This window comes from Streptomyces sp. (genome assembly GCF_031178505.1).
Lineage (GTDB): Bacteria > Actinomycetota > Actinomycetes > Streptomycetales > Streptomycetaceae > Streptomyces > Streptomyces gulbargensis.
In genome coordinates, this window is record NZ_JAPSIW010000080.1 from 1 (window position 1) to 14,904 (window position 14,904).

Genomic DNA, 14,904 nt, shown 5'->3' on the forward strand with positions numbered 1-14,904 from the left:
GGAAGGGGCGGGCGTCCGCTCGTCGCCTTCGCGGGCGGCAGCGGGATCACACCCGTGTTCTCGCTCGTCAAGAGCGCCCTGGCCACCACGACCCGGCCGATCCGTCTGCTGACGGCGCATCAGGACCACCGGTCCGCGATCTTCGCCACCGCCCTGGACACACTCGTCGTCCGGCATACCGGGCGCTTCGACGTACGGCATCACCTCGACGACCGGCACGGCCTGGTCACCGAGGACGAGATCCGCGCCGTGGTGGGGGACGAGCCGCGGGACACCGACTTCTACGTGTGCGGGCCGGCACCCTTCATGGATCTGGTGGAGCGGACGCTGTCCGGCGCGGGGGTGCACCCCGAGCGCATCGTCGTCGAGCGTTTCACGCCGGTGGCGGAGCCCGCCGTGACGGAGCCGACGGCGACCGACGAGCCGGTCACCGACGTCGGCACCGTCACGGTCGTTGCGCGCGGGCAGCGTCGTACGGTCCCGCAGCGGTCGGGCGAGACCCTGCTGCAGACCGCCCGCCGGGCGGGCTTCTCCCCGCCGTTCTCCTGTGAGTCCGGGGACTGCGCCACCTGCATGGCACAGCTGACGACGGGAGAGGCCAAGATGCGCGTGAACAACGCCCTCGACGCCGACGAGGTGGCCGAGGGCTGGGTGCTCACCTGCCAGGCCGAGCCGACCTCCCCCGAGGTGACCGTGGTGTACGAGGACTGATCCGTTCCGCCCGACGACCGGAAGGCCGCACATGGTTGAGCTGGAGCTTCAGGACGGCCTGGCCGTCGTCACGATCGACCGTCCGCACGCCCGCAACGCGCTCGACCTCGACACCATGGGCGAACTGGAGAAGGCGCTGGACGCGGCCGAGGGGGCGTCGGCACTCGCGGTGACGGGGGCAGGCGACCGGGCCTTCGTGTCCGGCGGGGACCTCAAGGAGCTGTCCCGGCTGCGCACGGAGTCGGAGGCGTCGGGGATGGCGCTGCGGATGCGGGCGTTGTGCGACCGGATCGCCGCCTTCCCCGGCCCGGTCCTGGCCGCGCTCAACGGGCACGCTCTGGGCGGTGGGGCGGAGGTCGCGGTCGCCGCGGACATCCGGGTGGCGGCGGACGACACCCGTATCGGCTTCAACCAGACCCGGCTGGCGATCGTTCCCGCCTGGGGCGGGGCCGAGCGTCTGGCCCGGCTGGTGGGCCCGGGGCGCGCCCTGCTGCTGGCGGGTACCGGCCGGGTGCTGGACGCCACGGAGGCGGAACGCCTGGGCCTGGTCGATCTGGTGCTGCCGCGCGCGGAGTTCGACCTGGGTTGGCGCGAGATGGCGCGTTCTCTCGCGACGCGTCAGGCCCGCGAGATCAAGAGTCTGACCACACGCACCCGCTCGCCGCAGGCGGCCGCAGCGGCCTTCGCCCGGCTGTGGGTGTCGCAGGAACACTGGCAAGCGGCGGAGAAGGTGATGTCCCGTGGCAAGTGAAGTCCGCGTGGAGGAGGGCCAGTTCGGCCCCGAGACCCGGCCGGAGGGCACTGCCGCCGGCCAGACCGTGCTGTACGTCCACGGTGATCCCCGGTTGGCGGGCACCCCGCAGGACGCCCTGCCCACCGCCCGGGAGCTGACACGGCTCACCGGCCAGGCGGTCGTGTGCGCACGCTATCGCCCGCACTTCCCGCAGGCTCTGGAGGACGTCTACGCCGCCTGGGAGTACTGCCACGACCGCGGACCGGTGGCGGTGGCCGGCAAGCGGCTCGGCGGGGCTCTGGCCGCGGGTCTGCTGCTCCGGCTGCGGGACGCGGGCGCACCGCTGCCCACCTGCGCGGTGCTGACGTCGCCGGTGCTGGACTTCACCCTCGACGCGCCGAGCCTGTTCCTCAACGCGGTCGCCGACCGCACGGTGGACGCCGAGGCGCTTCCCGTGCGGGCAGCCGCCTACGCGGGGCCCACGCCGCGCGACCACCCCCTGCTCAGCCCGCTCCACGGCAACCTGCATGGTCTGCCGCCCGTACAGCTCCACGCGGCGGGCACCGAGGTGCTGCTGGACGACACCCTGTCGTTCGCCACCCGGGCCGCCCACTCCGGTGTCGCCGTGGACCTGCGTGTCTACGAGGACCTGTCGGCACAAGGGCTGCGACAACTCGGTGCCATGGCGGGGTTCCTCAACGCGTGGCACCGGTCGGCGTCGCTCAGTTCCTCAGACGTCTGAGGCGGCGGCGAGAACGGCCGGCGGGGGCCCGCTCGCCCCCGCCGGTCCTCACCTGTCCGCGAGGAAGGACTCCGCCGCCCGCCAGGCCATCGCCATCACCGGCCCGTTGAGGTTGCCCGCCACCATCACGGGCAGGACGGAGGCGTCGACCACCCGGAGGTTGTCCACACCGCGTACGCGGAGTTCGGGATCGGTGACATCCTCCGGTCCGGAGCCCATGGCGCAAGTGCCGATGGCGTGGAAGCCGCAGTAGCCCCCGTCGAGGGCCGACCGGACGACGTCCTCCTCCGCATCGGACGCGACGGCCGGACCGGGGAAGGTCTCGCGCTGGATGCGGGAGGCGATGGGATCGGTGGCGAAGTAGTCGCGCAACCGCCGGAACAGGTCGGTGGCGACCTCCCGGTCGTGTGCCGTGGAGAAGTACCCGGGATCGATGTCGAGGCCGGCGTCGGGGTCGGCCGAGGTGATGGCCAGCGAGCCCTCCGAGGTCGGCCGCAGCACCATCGCGCAGGCCGACACCCCCGGCTCCCGCTCCACCTCCGCCGGCTTGCCCGGCGTCAGTGCGCCCAGCGACCAGGGCGCCAGCAACACCTCGGTGTCGGGCCGGTCCGCGTCCGGACGGGACTTGAGGAACGCCATCACGTCGTAGGCGGGCCGGGCCAGCGGCCCCTTGCGGGTGAGCAGGTAGGCGGCGCCGGTGCGTGCCTGGGCGAGGGAACCGGCCAGTTGCCGGTTGGCGCCGAGGGGGGCGTTGAGGCGGAACCGCAGCGCCAGGCAGCGGTGCTCGCGCAGCCGCGCCCCCACCAGTGAGCGGTCGACGCGTACGTCGACGCCCGCGGCCCGCAGTGTCTCGGCGGGGCCGATGCCGGACAGCTGGAGCAGTCTGGGTGTGGCCAGGCTGCCGAGGCTGAGCACGACCTCCCGCCGGGCCCGGATGTCCTCGCTCGTACCGTCGGCCTTGCGCACGCGTATCCCCGTCGCCTTGTCCCCGTCGAAGAGCACCCGGGTGACGGTGGTGTTCGGGGTGACGACGAGGTTCGGCCGGGAGCGCGCGGGACGGAGGAAGGCACGGGCGGCGCTGAAGCGCTGTCCGGCCTTGATGGTGGCCATGGCGTAGCCGATCCGCTCACCGTCGTACTCGTTGACGTCGGGGACCGCCCGCGCTCCGAGCGCCTCGCCGGTGGCGATCAGTTCGTCGCACAGCGGGTCCGGGTCGCGGACGGTGGAGATGTGCAGGGGGCCGCCGGTGCCCCGGGTGGGTGAGGCGCCCAGGGCGTTGTTCTCGATGGCGCGGAAGGCGGGCAGGACCGAGTCCCAGCCCCATCCGGGGTTGCCGAGTGCCTCCAGGCCGTCCCAGTCCGCGCGGGTGCCCCGGTTGTAGACCATGCCGTTGACGGAGCTCGAACCGCCGAGCACCTTGCCGCGCACCCACATGTCCGGGTTCCCGCCGGGCCGCATGGGCCGGGTGCGGTAGTGCCAGGAGTAGGCCGGGTCGCCGAAGAGTTTTCCGACGCCCTTGGGGATGCGCAGGTAGGGGTGGCGGTCGACGCCGCCGGCCTCCACGAGCAGCACCCGGACGCCGGGGTCGCGTGAGAGCCGGTCGGCCAGCACGCATCCCGCCGATCCGGCGCCCGCGATCACGTAGTCGTACATCTCGTAGGACTCCTTCTCGGCGGCTCGGGCGCACCCCGGCAAGACCCGGCCGGTGCCGCGCGAGCACTCGCGTCCGCGGGTCGCGACGCGAGCTGCCCGGCCGGCCACCGGCGCGGTCCCGCGGTCGCCCTCACCGCCGTGGGACGGGGTCGCGGCCGGCGCGCGTCCCCCTGCTCCCCGCGGCTCGGCCGGCCGGGTGGTCGTGGGGGTCAGGGCTCCGGCGTGTCGTCGCGGTACACCTGACCGCCCTTCATGACGAACGACACCCGCCCGGTGACGGAGACGTCCGTGAGCGGGTCGCCGGGGACGGCGATGACGTCCGCGAGCAGGCCTGGTTCCAGCCGTCCCCGGTCGTCCGCGTCGATCAGGTCGGCGGCGACCGTGGTCGCGGCGCGCAGGGCCTGAAGGGGCCGCATGCCCCGGTCGACCAAGGCACGCATCTCCAGCGCCCCCTTGCCGTGCGGAATGGCGGGGGCGTCGGTCCCGAGGGCGACCTTGACGCCGCGGCCGATCGCGCGGGACGTGGACTCGCGGGCACGTGGGAAGACGTCCGCCGCCTTCGCCTTGAGGGCGGGGTCGGCGTGCTCGGTGTTCATTCCCTCGGTCAGGTAGGTGGTGGCGACCAGGAAGGTACCGCGCTCCACCATCAGGTCCAGGGTGGCGTCGCTGGCCAGGAAGCCGTGCTCGATGCAGTCGATGCCGGCCTCGACCGCGGCCCGGATGGCGGAGTCCCCCATGCAGTGCGCGGCGACCTTCACGCCCGCCCGGTGCGCCTCGTCGGCGATGGCACGCAGTTCCTCGTCCGAGTACTGCTGGGCACCGGTGGGGCCGGTGTGCGACATGACCCCGTTGGACGCGCACACCTTGACGACCCGTGCGCCGTACTTGATCTGGTACCGGACCGCTTTGCGCACCTCCGCCACCCCATTGGCGATGCCCTCCTCCACGGTGAGCGGCAGCACGCCGGGGGCGAACGCCTGGAACATGGTCGGGTCGAGGTGCCCGCCGGTCGGGGCGATCGCGTGGCCAGCCGGCACCACGCGTGGTCCCTCGACCCATCCGAGGTCGATGGCCTTCTTCAGCGCGACGTCGAGCAGGACGCCGCCCGTCTGCACGAACAGGCCGAGGTTGCGCACGGTGGTGTAGCCGCGCCTCAGGGTCCGGCGCGCGTTGGCCGCCGCGCGCAGGGTGCGCACGGCCGGGTCCTCCTGCACCGGGATCAACGGGCTGCGGTGGTCGGGGCCTCCGAGGAAGAGGTTGACCTCCATGTCCATCAGGCCGGGCATCAGGGTGACGTGCCCGAGGTCGCGCACCACCGTGCCCTCGGGCAGCCGGTCAGGCCGCCCCACCTCGGTGATGTGCTCCCCGACAATCAACAACTCTCCCGGCTCGACGAGTTCGCCCTTGGTGATGTCGAGCAGCCGAGCCGCCCGCAGCAGCACCGGAGGCCGCGGAGCCCTCTCCCGGGACGGCATCACGCGGCCGCTTCGGCGCGAGGACCGAACACGGGGAACGTGGCGGTCAGGACGTGGATCATGTCGGAATCTCCGTGTCTGCTCGCTGGACAGCTCAGGACGTCAGGACGCTGCGGCCGACGTGCTTCGAGCCGGCGCCGGCGCCGCACGTGGTGGTACGCGGTGCCGCGTGCTGTGCCACGGCACCGCGCGGTCGCCGACCGGACCCCGTCCACTCCGCACGGCCGGACGCCTCGACGATAACAGCGATCTCTGTTGCGGAGAATAGCGTTGCCACAGCGATCGGGGTCACCGCGGTCCTCACGGCAGGCCGCACCCTCAGTCGCCCTCGGGCAGCAGCTCCCGCAGACTGCGCACCGCGGGTTCCAGCGGCCCGAGTGACAACCCCAGTGCCCCGGTGAGGTCGGCGGCCACCGCGAGGTCCTTGCGGAGGAAGGGTCCGGCGCCGGCCACCAAGGCGGCGACCCCGCCCCGGGCGGCGGACGCCGCAGAGGCGTTGCCCGCCGCGCTGCCCTGCGTCAGTGCCGCCAGCAGCACACTCTCCTCGACCCCGAGGCCCCGCCCGAGCCGCACCGCCTGGGCGAGCAGGCCCAACTGGGCGGCGAGCAGCGTGTTGTTCACCAGCTTCACGCTCTGCCCGGCGCCGAGCGCACCGACGTGCAGCACCGGATCGGCGTAGGCGCTCAGCGCGGGACGTACCCGCGTCACCGCCTGCTCCTCACCCCCGGCGAAGACGGTCAGTCGGCCGGCCTCGACATCGTGCGGGCCGCCGCTGACGGGCACGTCCACGACGTCGGCACCGCGGGCGGCCAGCGCCCGTACCGTGCGCGGGTCGCCGGTGGTGTGCACGGCGAGCACCGACCCGTCGGGCAGCGCCGGCACGAGAGCCCCGTCGAGGCACACCTCCCGGACCTGCGCGTCCGTGAGCACGCAGAGGAGGACGGCGTCCGCACCGCGCGCCGCGGCGGTGAGCGAGGTGACGGGCTCGGCACCGTCGCGGGCGAGGGACGTACGCGCCTCGGCATCGCGGGCGTACACACGGACCCGGTGCCCGGCCTCGACGAGACGCCGCACCATGGGGCGGCCCATCCGGCCTGCACCGACGAAACCCAGCTCCACGACGACCTCCGCCTCTCGCGCCCGGCGAGCGCACCGACATCTTCCGGAAATGGCATTCTCGGATATCGTTAGCACAACTCTCACCCGAAGAGGCCGACTTTGAGAGCCACGACCTCGAAGGAGCGGTGGATGTACGACCAGAAGCAGCAGGAAGCGGCGCGGGCGATACGCCGGGAGGTGATCGGCGACGACGACACGCAGACCGACCCCACCGCCCCGGAGGGCTTCCGGGACTACCTGACCGCGATGGCGTGGGGGGTGTGGGCGCGCGGTGGTCCGCTGAGCACCCGCGACCGCAGCCTGCTGGTCCTGGCGATGACCGCCGCCACGGGCCGCATGGGACAGTTCCGGGTCCATTTGGACGCCGCCGCCCGCGCGGGCGTCAGTGACGCCGAGGTGGACGAGCTCCTCTTCCAGATCACCGCCTACTGCGGTGCCCCCGCCGGGAGCGCCGCCCTGGCCGTCCTGCGTGAAGCGCGTGCCGAGCGGGAGGCGGCGTGAGCGGGCGGGGGGTGGCCGGACACAAGGTGGTCGGGTTCGTCGGCCTGGGCAGCATGGGCGGTGTGCTGGCGTCGAACCTCGTGTCGGCGGGATTCCAGGTGGTGGCCCACGACGCCACGGGACCGGCCCGCACCCCGACGGGCGCCCTATGGGCACCGGGTCCCGCGGAGGTGGCACGCGCCGCGGACATCGTGGTGCTCAGTCTGCCCGACGGCATCGTCTGCACGTCGGTCGTGCGAGAGCTCGCTCGTGCCCGCGACAGCCGGGTCACGCACGTCGTGGACACCTCCACCGTCGGAGTCGCGGCAGCCCGCGAACTGGCCGGGCTGGGGCCCGCGTACGTGGACGCGCCCGTGTCCGGAGGGGTGGCGGGAGCCCGCAGACGCAGTCTGATGGTCATGTACGCGGGAGCCGACGAGGACTGCGCGCGGGTCGAGCCCGTGCTCGCCGGGCTCAGCGACCGCCGGCGGCGGGTCGGTGACCGGCCCGGCCAGGCCCAGGCGCTCAAGCTCGCCAACAACTTCCTGTCCGCCACCGCGCTCGCGGCGACCAGCGAGGCCGTCGCCTTCGGGCGGGCTGCGGGGCTGGACATGGCCGTGATGCTGGAGGTCCTCAACGCCTCCAGCGGACGCAGTGGGGCCACCGCCGACAAGTTCCCCGAAGAGGTGCTCACCGGCCGTTACGCCTCCGGGTTCAGCAACACGCTCATGGCCAAGGACGTGGGCCTGTACCTGCGGGAGACCAAGGCTCTGGGGGGCCCGGCCGCGGTGGCCCCGGTCATCCAGGCGCTGTGGGAGGCGTTCACAGCTGCCGAACCGGACGCCGACTTCACCCGGGTCTACCCGTTCACGGCGGGCGCCTGAGGCGACCCGTCGCCCTTCTCGTCGCGGTCCTTGTTCCCGGGCCCGACTCCCGTGGGGCCCAGCACGACCGACAGCGTTTCCCGCACGATCTCCGGGTAGTGGTCCGCGTCCGGGTCGGGATCCATCAGCCACCACTGGTGGATGCCCTCGACCAGGGCGAGCACGGCGGTGGCGGCCGTCGACGCACTCAGGCCGCTGGGCATGCGCTCGCCGTAACGCTCGGTCAGTCGGGCGGTGAGGTGGATCTGCAGGGACCGCAGGCGGTCTCCCACGTAACCGCTCGCGGGCTCCTGACCGGTGACCGCCTCGGCCATCACCACGCTGTGCACGGTGGCGAACGACGGGTGTCCCTGTTCGAAGGCCACGGCCGCGGCGAAGTGGGCGGGCAGATCCTCGCCGACGGGATGTTCCGCCAGATGGGCGCGGTTGAGCTGCTCACGAAAACTCAGCATCTCCAGGAGCAGCTTCTTCTTGCTCGGGAAGTAGTGGAGCACGCCCTGTCGGGTCAGCCCCGCCCGCTCGGCCACCGCGTCGATCGAGGCGTGCTTGAAGCCGCGTTCGGCGAAGACCTGCAAGGCCGCCTCCAGGATCTCCTGTCGCCGCGCAGAATCCACGTCGTCGTGCCCTTCCGCCGTTGGACAGTGACCGCAGCACACACTACGCATCCCCGGCGGGCCGGGGCGAGGTGTCGGGAGTCGATCGCCGCGGTGCCCGGCGGTCACTGCCCCATGGCGTCCAGGGCGGACCGGGCGGCCTCCCGCACCAGGCCCGGACGTGACCCGCTGTCGGCGACGGTGGTCTCGGCGATGCTCGTGAGGAGCCGGACGTCCTTGGCCAGCAGTCCGCCCGCGTGCGCGGCGATGCGCCGCAGCGTTCCGCCCGCGTCGACGACTCGTTCGAGGGCGAAACTCGCCGCGCTGCCGCGCGGCAGGATCCGGCCGAGCCCTTCGGTGTCCAGCCCCAACCGGTCGCCCAGTTCGAGAGCGTCCGCCGCGAGCCCCAGGTGAGCCGTGAACAGCACGTTGTTGAGAAGTTTCGCCACCTGCCCGGCGCCGGTCGGACCGAGGTGGACGACAGGGTCTCCGTACGCGCCGAACAGCGGACGGCAGAAGGCGAAGACCTGGGGGTCTCCGCCCGCCATGACGAGCAGGGAACCCTGTTCCGCTGCCCGCCCCCCGCCGCTCACCGGCGCGTCCAGGACCGAGACCCGCTGCACGCGGGCGCGTTCCTCAAGCCGGCGGCAGGTCTCGGGATGGACCGTGGAGTGCACCACGAGCACGCCTCCCCGGCGCATCCCGGCGAGGACACCGTCTCCCCCGGTGGTCAGCTGCTCGACGTCCGCGTCGTCGACGACGCACAGACACACCACGTCGCTGACCGCGGCCAGCTCGGCCGGTGAGCCCGCTGTCCTGGCGGCGGTGCCGGCGAACGGGGCAAGAGAGGAGGATCGGCGCGCCCACAGCGTCGTCTCGTATCCCGCTTCGACGATGCGCCGTGCCATCGGCGCACCCTGGCTGCCCAGTCCGATGAAACCGACCCGCATGTCACGTCGTCCTCTCACGTCTTCTCCCGTGGCCGCCAGAAGGCGGCGAGCAGTCCGCCCGTCGCCACCACACCCACTCCGATCACCAGGCCGGCACCCGCCCATCCGGTCACGGCGATGTCCGCGGCGCTGTCGACCGCGTACTCCCCCGGCCCCCACGCGCCCAGCGCCACTGCGAGTACGCCGAGCACGAGGACGTACTCGTAGCCTTCCTTGAAGACGAAGAAGCCGTGCGGGCGGTGGGCGAGCAGTCCCGCGACCAGCATCACCGACAGGACGGCCGCGCAGGCCAGGGGCGTGAACAACCCCGCGGCCAGCAGCGCTCCCGCACCGATCTCCGTCCACACGCTCAGCCACGCCTGCAGGCGCGGGCGACGCAGGCCGAGGCCGGCGAACCAGCTGGCCGTGCCGGTGATGCCGCCTCCACCACGCCAGTGGTTCCAGCCGTGCACCACCATCACCGCGCCCAGGACGAGCCGTACGAGGAGCAGGGCCGCGTCCGCGGGTTCACCCATCGCGGTGTCCCCTCTCCGACGGCAGGGCAGGCACGCCGAGCACGCACTCCTCGACGAAGGCCAGGACGTGCAGGTGGTAGGCGAGGGCGGTGCGGCTGACGCTGGTGTTGTGGCCGGCGCCTGCTTGCTCGTGCAGCACCAGTCGGGGCGCGGCGGTGAAGAGCGAGGCGAGGTCGGCCAGTCCCTCGGGGCCGTTCGTCCAGACCTGTTCGTACTCGGCGAGCGTGATGTGGACGGGTACCGGCACCCGCCCGGCGAGCCGTGTGAACTCCTCCTGCCAGCCCTCGCGGCGGCCCTCGTACGCGGGCGAGCCGGCACCGATGCCGCGCCCGCCGTAGACGTCGTCCGGGTAGGCGTGCGGCGGGTCCCACAGTGCGTCGCGCAGGTTGGGCCGGGTACGGGACGGGTCTCGCCGCCACTCCTCCATCGCGGTGATCACCTTGGGATGGTGGGTACGGCCCATTCCGGCGAGTTCCACCCCGAGCAGACCGGTGCCGCGTGAGTCGCTCGCCATCCGGACGGTCAGCTCGCAGCCCGCCGAGTGCGCCCAGAGGAAGACCCCGAGGCCGGTGTCCCGTCCCCTCAGGAGGGCATCGACGGCGGCGAACGCGAAGTCGGTGCGTTGTTCGGGTGTCCGCAGACGTTCCTCGTGCCCGGCCGAGCTGCCGTAACCGGGACGGTCGAGGGCGACGACGGTGAACCCGGCCGCGGCGGCGGTGCGCAGCAGCGAGAGCCTGGGGTGGCCCGGATGGTCGAAGTAGGTAGAGGTGGTCGCACCGCCGTGCACGGCCACGATCACGGCACGCGGGCGAGCGGCCTCGGCGACCAGCGCGGACGCGGGGACGCCGTGCACGTCCACCACCTCCCGGTGGACGCCGGCGGTGAGTTCGGGTTCGGTCGAGGTCATCCGTCCGTCCTGAGCAGGAGTACGCCGCTGGGGGTGAGTCCGCCGCTGGAGACCACGGCCGTCCGCGCGCCCGCAACCTGGCGGGCGTCGGCCTCGCCGCGCAGCTGGACGACGGCCTCGTGGAGCAGGCCCATGCCGTGGGTACGGCCGTGGGAGAGCTGTCCGCCGTGTGGGTTGAGCGGGAGGATCCCGTCCCGGGCGATGTTCTTTCCGCCGTCCAGGAAGTCGCGGGCCTCGCCGATGCCGCAGAAGCCGAGCGCCTCGATCCAGGACAGGCAGTTGAAGGTGAAGCCGTCGTACAGCAGCGCCACGTCGACGTCGGCGGGGCGCAGGTCGGTGCGTGTCCACAGGTGCGCCGCCTGGCCGAGCACCTGGGGTTCGTGGGTGAGCGTGGCCTGGTCCCATTCGGGGCGTTCGACGATCTGCGTTCCGACGGCCTCGACACGGACCGGGGCCTTGCGGAGGTCGGGCGCCGTCTCTGCGGCCGAGACGACGACGGCGGTCGCGGCGTCGCAGGGGACGTCGCAGTCGTAGAGACCGAAGGGCGTGGTGATGGTGCGCGCCGACAGGTAGTCGTCCATGGTCAGCGGGTCGCGATAGACGGCGTGCGGGTGGCGGGCCGCGCCGGCGCGCTGGTTGAGGGCGATCCAGCCGAGAGTCTCGCGGGTGGAACCGTAGCGGTGCATGTGCCGCTGGGCGTTCATTGCCAGCATGACGGCGGGTGAGACGGCGCCGAACGGCTTGAACCAGCCGTCGGCGGTGCCCGAGCGGGGAGGCTGGATCTTTCCTTGGCGGATTAGTTCCGCGTATGTCGCCTCCCACACCGTCCGGAAGCACAGCACGTGCCGCGCCAGGCCGCCGGCCACCGCGAGCATGGCGGCGATCACGGAGCCGCCGGGACCGAAGGTCTCCCCGGCACCGTTGTGCCAGACGGGGCGGATGCCGAGCGCCGACTCCAGTGCGGTGACCCCTCCTTCGGCGAAGCCGCCGTACGCGCCGCCGCCGGGATAGGTGGACAGGCCGTCGATGTCGTCGAGGGTGAGACCGGCGTCGGCGACGGCCTTCTCGCACGCCTCCACGGTGAGGTGGAGGGGCGGGACCATGAGGCGGCGGCCGATGCGCGAGGCCCCGGCGCCGCTGATGACGGCGCCGTCCTCGAACCGGCGGGCCGTGGAGGCCCGGCGGACGTGGTCCGGCATGCGTGCGGGGGCCGGGTCGTCGGGCGGCAGCGGGGCCGGCTCCGGCTGGGCCTCGGCCGGGCGGAACACCGGCAGCCAGGTATCGCCCACCTGCTCGAAGACGACCTCCATGAGCATGCCGAGGCGCAGGTCCTCCGGCGCGCAGTCGACGACGTTGGTGGTGAGACGGACCCGTGGATCCTCCTCCATGGCGACCTGGGCGACGACGAACGGAGCGGGCAGGCCGGGGAGGGGGAAGCGGTGGTTGACGGTGAAGCCGATCAGGGTGGCTCGGCCGGAGACCTCGCGGACCGCGGTGTCGTGGCCGCGGCAGTGGCGGCAGACCGGCTGCGGTGGGTGGATCAGGGCCGAGCAGGCGGCGCAGGCGCGGAAGCGGAGCCGCCCGTCGCGGCCGGAGGTCCAGAAGAACTCGGTCTCCTGGTCCGGTTGCGGCCGCGGACGGGCGGCCCCCGCATGGGGCTCGCTCAACGGATCTTCGCCTCCGCCTTGCGCACCGTCACCGGCTCGGCCAGCCCCTGTTCGTCGCACGCCTGCTGGAGGGTCGCCAGCGTCTCCTCGAGGCCGGGGCCGAGACGCGGACCGGGCGTGAAGGTGGCGGGCAGGTGGCGCATGCCCTGGATGACGCCGATGGTCTCGTAGTGGACGGTGTTCTCGGCGTCGCAGACGAAGTCGGGAATGCGGTCCAGGACCTGGATCAGCATCCGCTTGAAGACCGTACGGGCCACGTTGGAGCCGATGCAGCGGTGGATGCCGAGGCCGAAGGCGGTGTGGCGGTTGCCGCCGCGTGCGAGGTCGACGCGGTCCGGGTCGGGGAAGACGGCCGGGTCGCGGTTGGCCATCGCCCAGGACAGCCACACCCGTTCGCCCTCCTCGAACTCCTTGCCCGCGATCTCGCAGTTCTCCGCGACCGTCCGGCCGTCGCCCGGCGCGGGGGTGAAGTAGCGCAGGAACTCCTCGGTGGCCGTGTCGAGCAGGGTGTCGCGCTCCCGGTCCAGTCGCGCTCGCTCGTCGGGGTGCTGGGAGAGCCACTCCAGGGCGTGGGCGGTGAGCGCGGTGGTGGTGTCGAAGCCGCCGCCGATGAGCAGGGCCATGGCGCCGACCAGGTCGATGTCGGACGGGGTCTTCCCGTCGATCTCCAGGCGGGCGAGGGCGTCGGCGAGGCCGGGACGCGGGTGGGCGCGGACCTCGTGGAGGGTGGCGGCGATGTCCTTGAGCATGGCCATGTGGGCCTCGACCACCCGGGCCATCTCCGGAGAGCCGGGCGGAGTGTAGACACCCGCGTGGGCCGGCTCGTTGTAGAGCTCCCACTTCTTCAGGGGTACGCCCATCATGGCGAGGGTGAAGACGGCCGGGACGATGTTGGCGAGGTCGTCGACGAAGTCGAGCCGCCCGGACTCGATCCTCTCGTCGAGGCAGGCGCGGGCCACCTCGTCGATGAACGGGATCCAGCGTGCGATGGCCGCCGGGGAGAGGTAGGGGTTGAGGGCGTTGCGGTACGCGCGCTGTTCGGGCGGGTCCATCTCCAGGAACCCGCCGCGGAAGCCCTTGCCGCGGGCCGGGGCCGGGATGTTGATGCCCTGGTAGCCGCGGCGCTCGCCGTTGACGTCGTGGTCGTTGGAGAGTTTCTGTCCGGCGCGGGCGAAGGCGAGCAGCTCGCGGTTGCCGGCGGCGACCCAGTGCCCGCCGTAGGTGTCGGACCAGGCTAGCGGGCAGCCGGTGTGGAAGGCGCGGGTCTGCTCCTCGAACTGGTCGCGGTACTCGGGGGCGTGCCGGTCGAAGTGGACGCGGGGCTGCTTGCGGGTGTCGTCACTGTGCGGCTCGGATGCGGTCATTGCGGGTTCTCCTCGTGTCGGCCGCGCCCCCTCAGAAGACGCTGATCGCTCGCTCGGGGCAGGACCGGACGGCCTCCACCACCTGGTCCTGCTGATCGTCGGGGACCTCCTCGTCGATCGGGGAGGAATGGCCGTCGATCTCGCTCAGTTCGAATACCTTCGGGGCGCGCATGGCGCACAGGGTGTGCCCCTGGCAGCGCTCGGGGTCGACGCGTACCTTCACGTCACTCAGCTCCCGTTCACGTTCAGGTCAGGTCAGGTCAGGTCAGGTCGGACAGGGATTTGCCGACGGAGGCGAGGGTGGCGGGTTTGCCGTAGTCGCCCTTGTACTTGTAGACGGGGCCGTCGCAGCGGAACGCGCCCTGGTCGGGCTTGAAGTCCGCGGGCTGCCAGCCGTTTGCGGTGGCCTCCACGACCGCGAAGCAGCTGGTCGGCTCCTTCGAGGTCAGATCGAACGGGGCCTGCAGACCGCCTGCCGTCCAGTCGGTGTTCTTCCGCGCGTTCTCGTAGACACAGGCGCGGGTGAGGGTGGTGCAGTCGCGGGCGGCGGTGGCGAACAGCAGCCATGCGGAGAAGGCGCGCAGCGCGGGATAGCTGACTTCCTTCCCCGGCGCGTACTTCTTGAACAGGTCGATGGCCTGCTGGGTGGCGGGGTTGTCGGCCGCGCTCTCCAGCGGTGCGGTAGCGAACAGCTCGGCGTAGTTGTGCTGCTTGGCCAGGGCCGTGCCCGCCAGCTTCGGGAAGGCGGGGCCGTAGGCGTTGGAGTTCGCGTCGATCCAGTCGGGCGCGTAGTCGATGCTGGTGAGGGCCTGCTCCAGTTTGGCGAGGCTGGCGAAGTCACCGAGGAAGACGAGGCCCTTGACGTCCTCCTTCTTGATCGCCTGGGCGTACGGGGTCCAGTCGGAGACGCCGGACGCCGGGTACAGGTCGGTGTAGGAGACCTTGCCGCCGAGGCCGGCCACCGCTTCCTCGAACTGGGCCGACATCACCTTGGTGACGGGCGAGTCTCCGGCGATGATGCCGACCTTCTGTGCGGAGTCGGGGTACTTCTCCTTCATCAGCCAGTTGTAGTAGCCGGGGTACTGGAAGTACCCGGCGGTGGGCTGCGACG

At 72.4% G+C, this 14,904-nt stretch carries 16 protein-coding genes; 5 read left to right on the forward strand and 11 right to left on the reverse strand.

Translation table 11 applies throughout. The features are described 5' to 3' along the window. The 3 genes from RIF68_RS08940 to RIF68_RS08950 form a co-directional block, all read left to right on the forward strand. The coding region (locus RIF68_RS08940) for an iron-sulfur cluster-binding domain-containing protein (RefSeq protein WP_309050606.1) at positions 1-711 on the forward strand (711 nt) is incomplete at its 5' end. Between the two features lie 31 nt (positions 712-742). Next, positions 743-1,462: an enoyl-CoA hydratase/isomerase family protein gene (locus RIF68_RS08945; protein WP_279562183.1), complete on the forward strand. Its 720-nt coding sequence runs from the start codon at positions 743-745 to the stop codon at positions 1,460-1,462. Then, positions 1,452-2,186, forward strand: coding sequence for an alpha/beta hydrolase fold domain-containing protein (locus RIF68_RS08950; RefSeq protein WP_279562184.1), 735 nt, complete (start codon positions 1,452-1,454; stop codon positions 2,184-2,186). The genes RIF68_RS08945 and RIF68_RS08950 overlap by 11 nt, the downstream gene beginning before the upstream one ends. Before the next feature lie 48 nt (positions 2,187-2,234). Here RIF68_RS08950 and RIF68_RS08955 read toward each other — a convergent pair whose 3' ends face one another. The 3 genes from RIF68_RS08955 to RIF68_RS08965 all read right to left on the reverse strand — a co-directional run bounded on the left by RIF68_RS08955 (position 2,235) and on the right by RIF68_RS08965 (position 6,433). Then, positions 2,235-3,839 carry a GMC family oxidoreductase N-terminal domain-containing protein gene (locus RIF68_RS08955; protein WP_309050607.1) on the reverse strand — a complete coding sequence of 535 codons (1,605 nt, stop codon included), beginning with the start codon at positions 3,837-3,839 and terminating at the stop codon, positions 2,235-2,237. A gap of 209 nt (positions 3,840-4,048) precedes the next feature. Continuing rightward, complete coding sequence (locus RIF68_RS08960; RefSeq protein ID WP_309050608.1) at positions 4,049-5,281, reverse strand: amidohydrolase family protein; 1,233 nt, start codon at positions 5,279-5,281, stop codon at positions 4,049-4,051. 351 nt (positions 5,282-5,632) lie between these two features. After that, on the reverse strand, positions 5,633-6,433 hold the full coding sequence (locus tag RIF68_RS08965; RefSeq protein ID WP_309050609.1) for an NAD(P)-dependent oxidoreductase: 801 nt from the start codon (positions 6,431-6,433) through the stop codon (positions 5,633-5,635). A 129-nt stretch (positions 6,434-6,562) separates the two neighbouring features. On the opposite strand from RIF68_RS08965, the gene RIF68_RS08970 reads away from it, so the two are divergent. After that, on the forward strand, positions 6,563-6,934 hold the full coding sequence (locus RIF68_RS08970; protein WP_279562188.1) for a carboxymuconolactone decarboxylase family protein: 372 nt from the start codon (positions 6,563-6,565) through the stop codon (positions 6,932-6,934). Continuing rightward, positions 6,931-7,797 (forward strand): NAD(P)-dependent oxidoreductase, encoded by an 867-nt coding sequence (locus tag RIF68_RS08975; RefSeq protein ID WP_309050610.1) that lies wholly within the window; start codon positions 6,931-6,933, stop codon positions 7,795-7,797. The genes RIF68_RS08970 and RIF68_RS08975 overlap by 4 nt, the downstream gene beginning before the upstream one ends. On the opposite strand, the gene RIF68_RS08980 is transcribed toward RIF68_RS08975, so the two are convergent. From RIF68_RS08980 to RIF68_RS09015, 8 genes are all read right to left on the reverse strand, one after another. Then, on the reverse strand, positions 7,773-8,411 hold the full coding sequence (locus tag RIF68_RS08980) for a TetR/AcrR family transcriptional regulator (protein ID WP_279562190.1): 639 nt from the start codon (positions 8,409-8,411) through the stop codon (positions 7,773-7,775). The two genes, RIF68_RS08975 and RIF68_RS08980, sit on opposite strands and share 25 nt — an antisense overlap. A gap of 104 nt (positions 8,412-8,515) precedes the next feature. Beyond that, positions 8,516-9,340 carry an NAD(P)-dependent oxidoreductase gene (locus RIF68_RS08985; RefSeq protein ID WP_309050611.1) on the reverse strand — a complete coding sequence of 275 codons (825 nt, stop codon included), beginning with the start codon at positions 9,338-9,340 and terminating at the stop codon, positions 8,516-8,518. A 14-nt stretch (positions 9,341-9,354) separates the two neighbouring features. Next, entirely contained in the window at positions 9,355-9,855 is a 501-nt protein-coding gene (locus RIF68_RS08990; protein WP_309050612.1) for a DoxX family protein, read from the reverse strand. Further along, positions 9,848-10,762, reverse strand: coding sequence for an alpha/beta hydrolase (locus tag RIF68_RS08995; RefSeq protein ID WP_279562193.1), 915 nt, complete (start codon positions 10,760-10,762; stop codon positions 9,848-9,850). Before RIF68_RS08995 ends, RIF68_RS08990 begins: the two co-directional genes overlap by 8 nt. Next, on the reverse strand, positions 10,759-12,429 hold the full coding sequence (locus RIF68_RS09000) for an OB-fold domain-containing protein (protein WP_309050613.1): 1,671 nt from the start codon (positions 12,427-12,429) through the stop codon (positions 10,759-10,761). The genes RIF68_RS08995 and RIF68_RS09000 overlap by 4 nt, the downstream gene beginning before the upstream one ends. Continuing rightward, positions 12,426-13,793 (reverse strand): cytochrome P450, encoded by a 1,368-nt coding sequence (locus tag RIF68_RS09005; RefSeq protein ID WP_309050614.1) that lies wholly within the window; start codon positions 13,791-13,793, stop codon positions 12,426-12,428. The genes RIF68_RS09000 and RIF68_RS09005 overlap by 4 nt, the downstream gene beginning before the upstream one ends. A 31-nt stretch (positions 13,794-13,824) precedes the next feature. Next, positions 13,825-14,016, reverse strand: coding sequence for a ferredoxin (locus RIF68_RS09010; RefSeq protein WP_279562196.1), 192 nt, complete (start codon positions 14,014-14,016; stop codon positions 13,825-13,827). A gap of 37 nt (positions 14,017-14,053) precedes the next feature. Continuing rightward, positions 14,054-14,904, reverse strand: an 851-nt coding sequence (locus RIF68_RS09015; protein ID WP_309050615.1) for an ABC transporter substrate-binding protein, incomplete at its 5' end; no start/stop codon positions are given.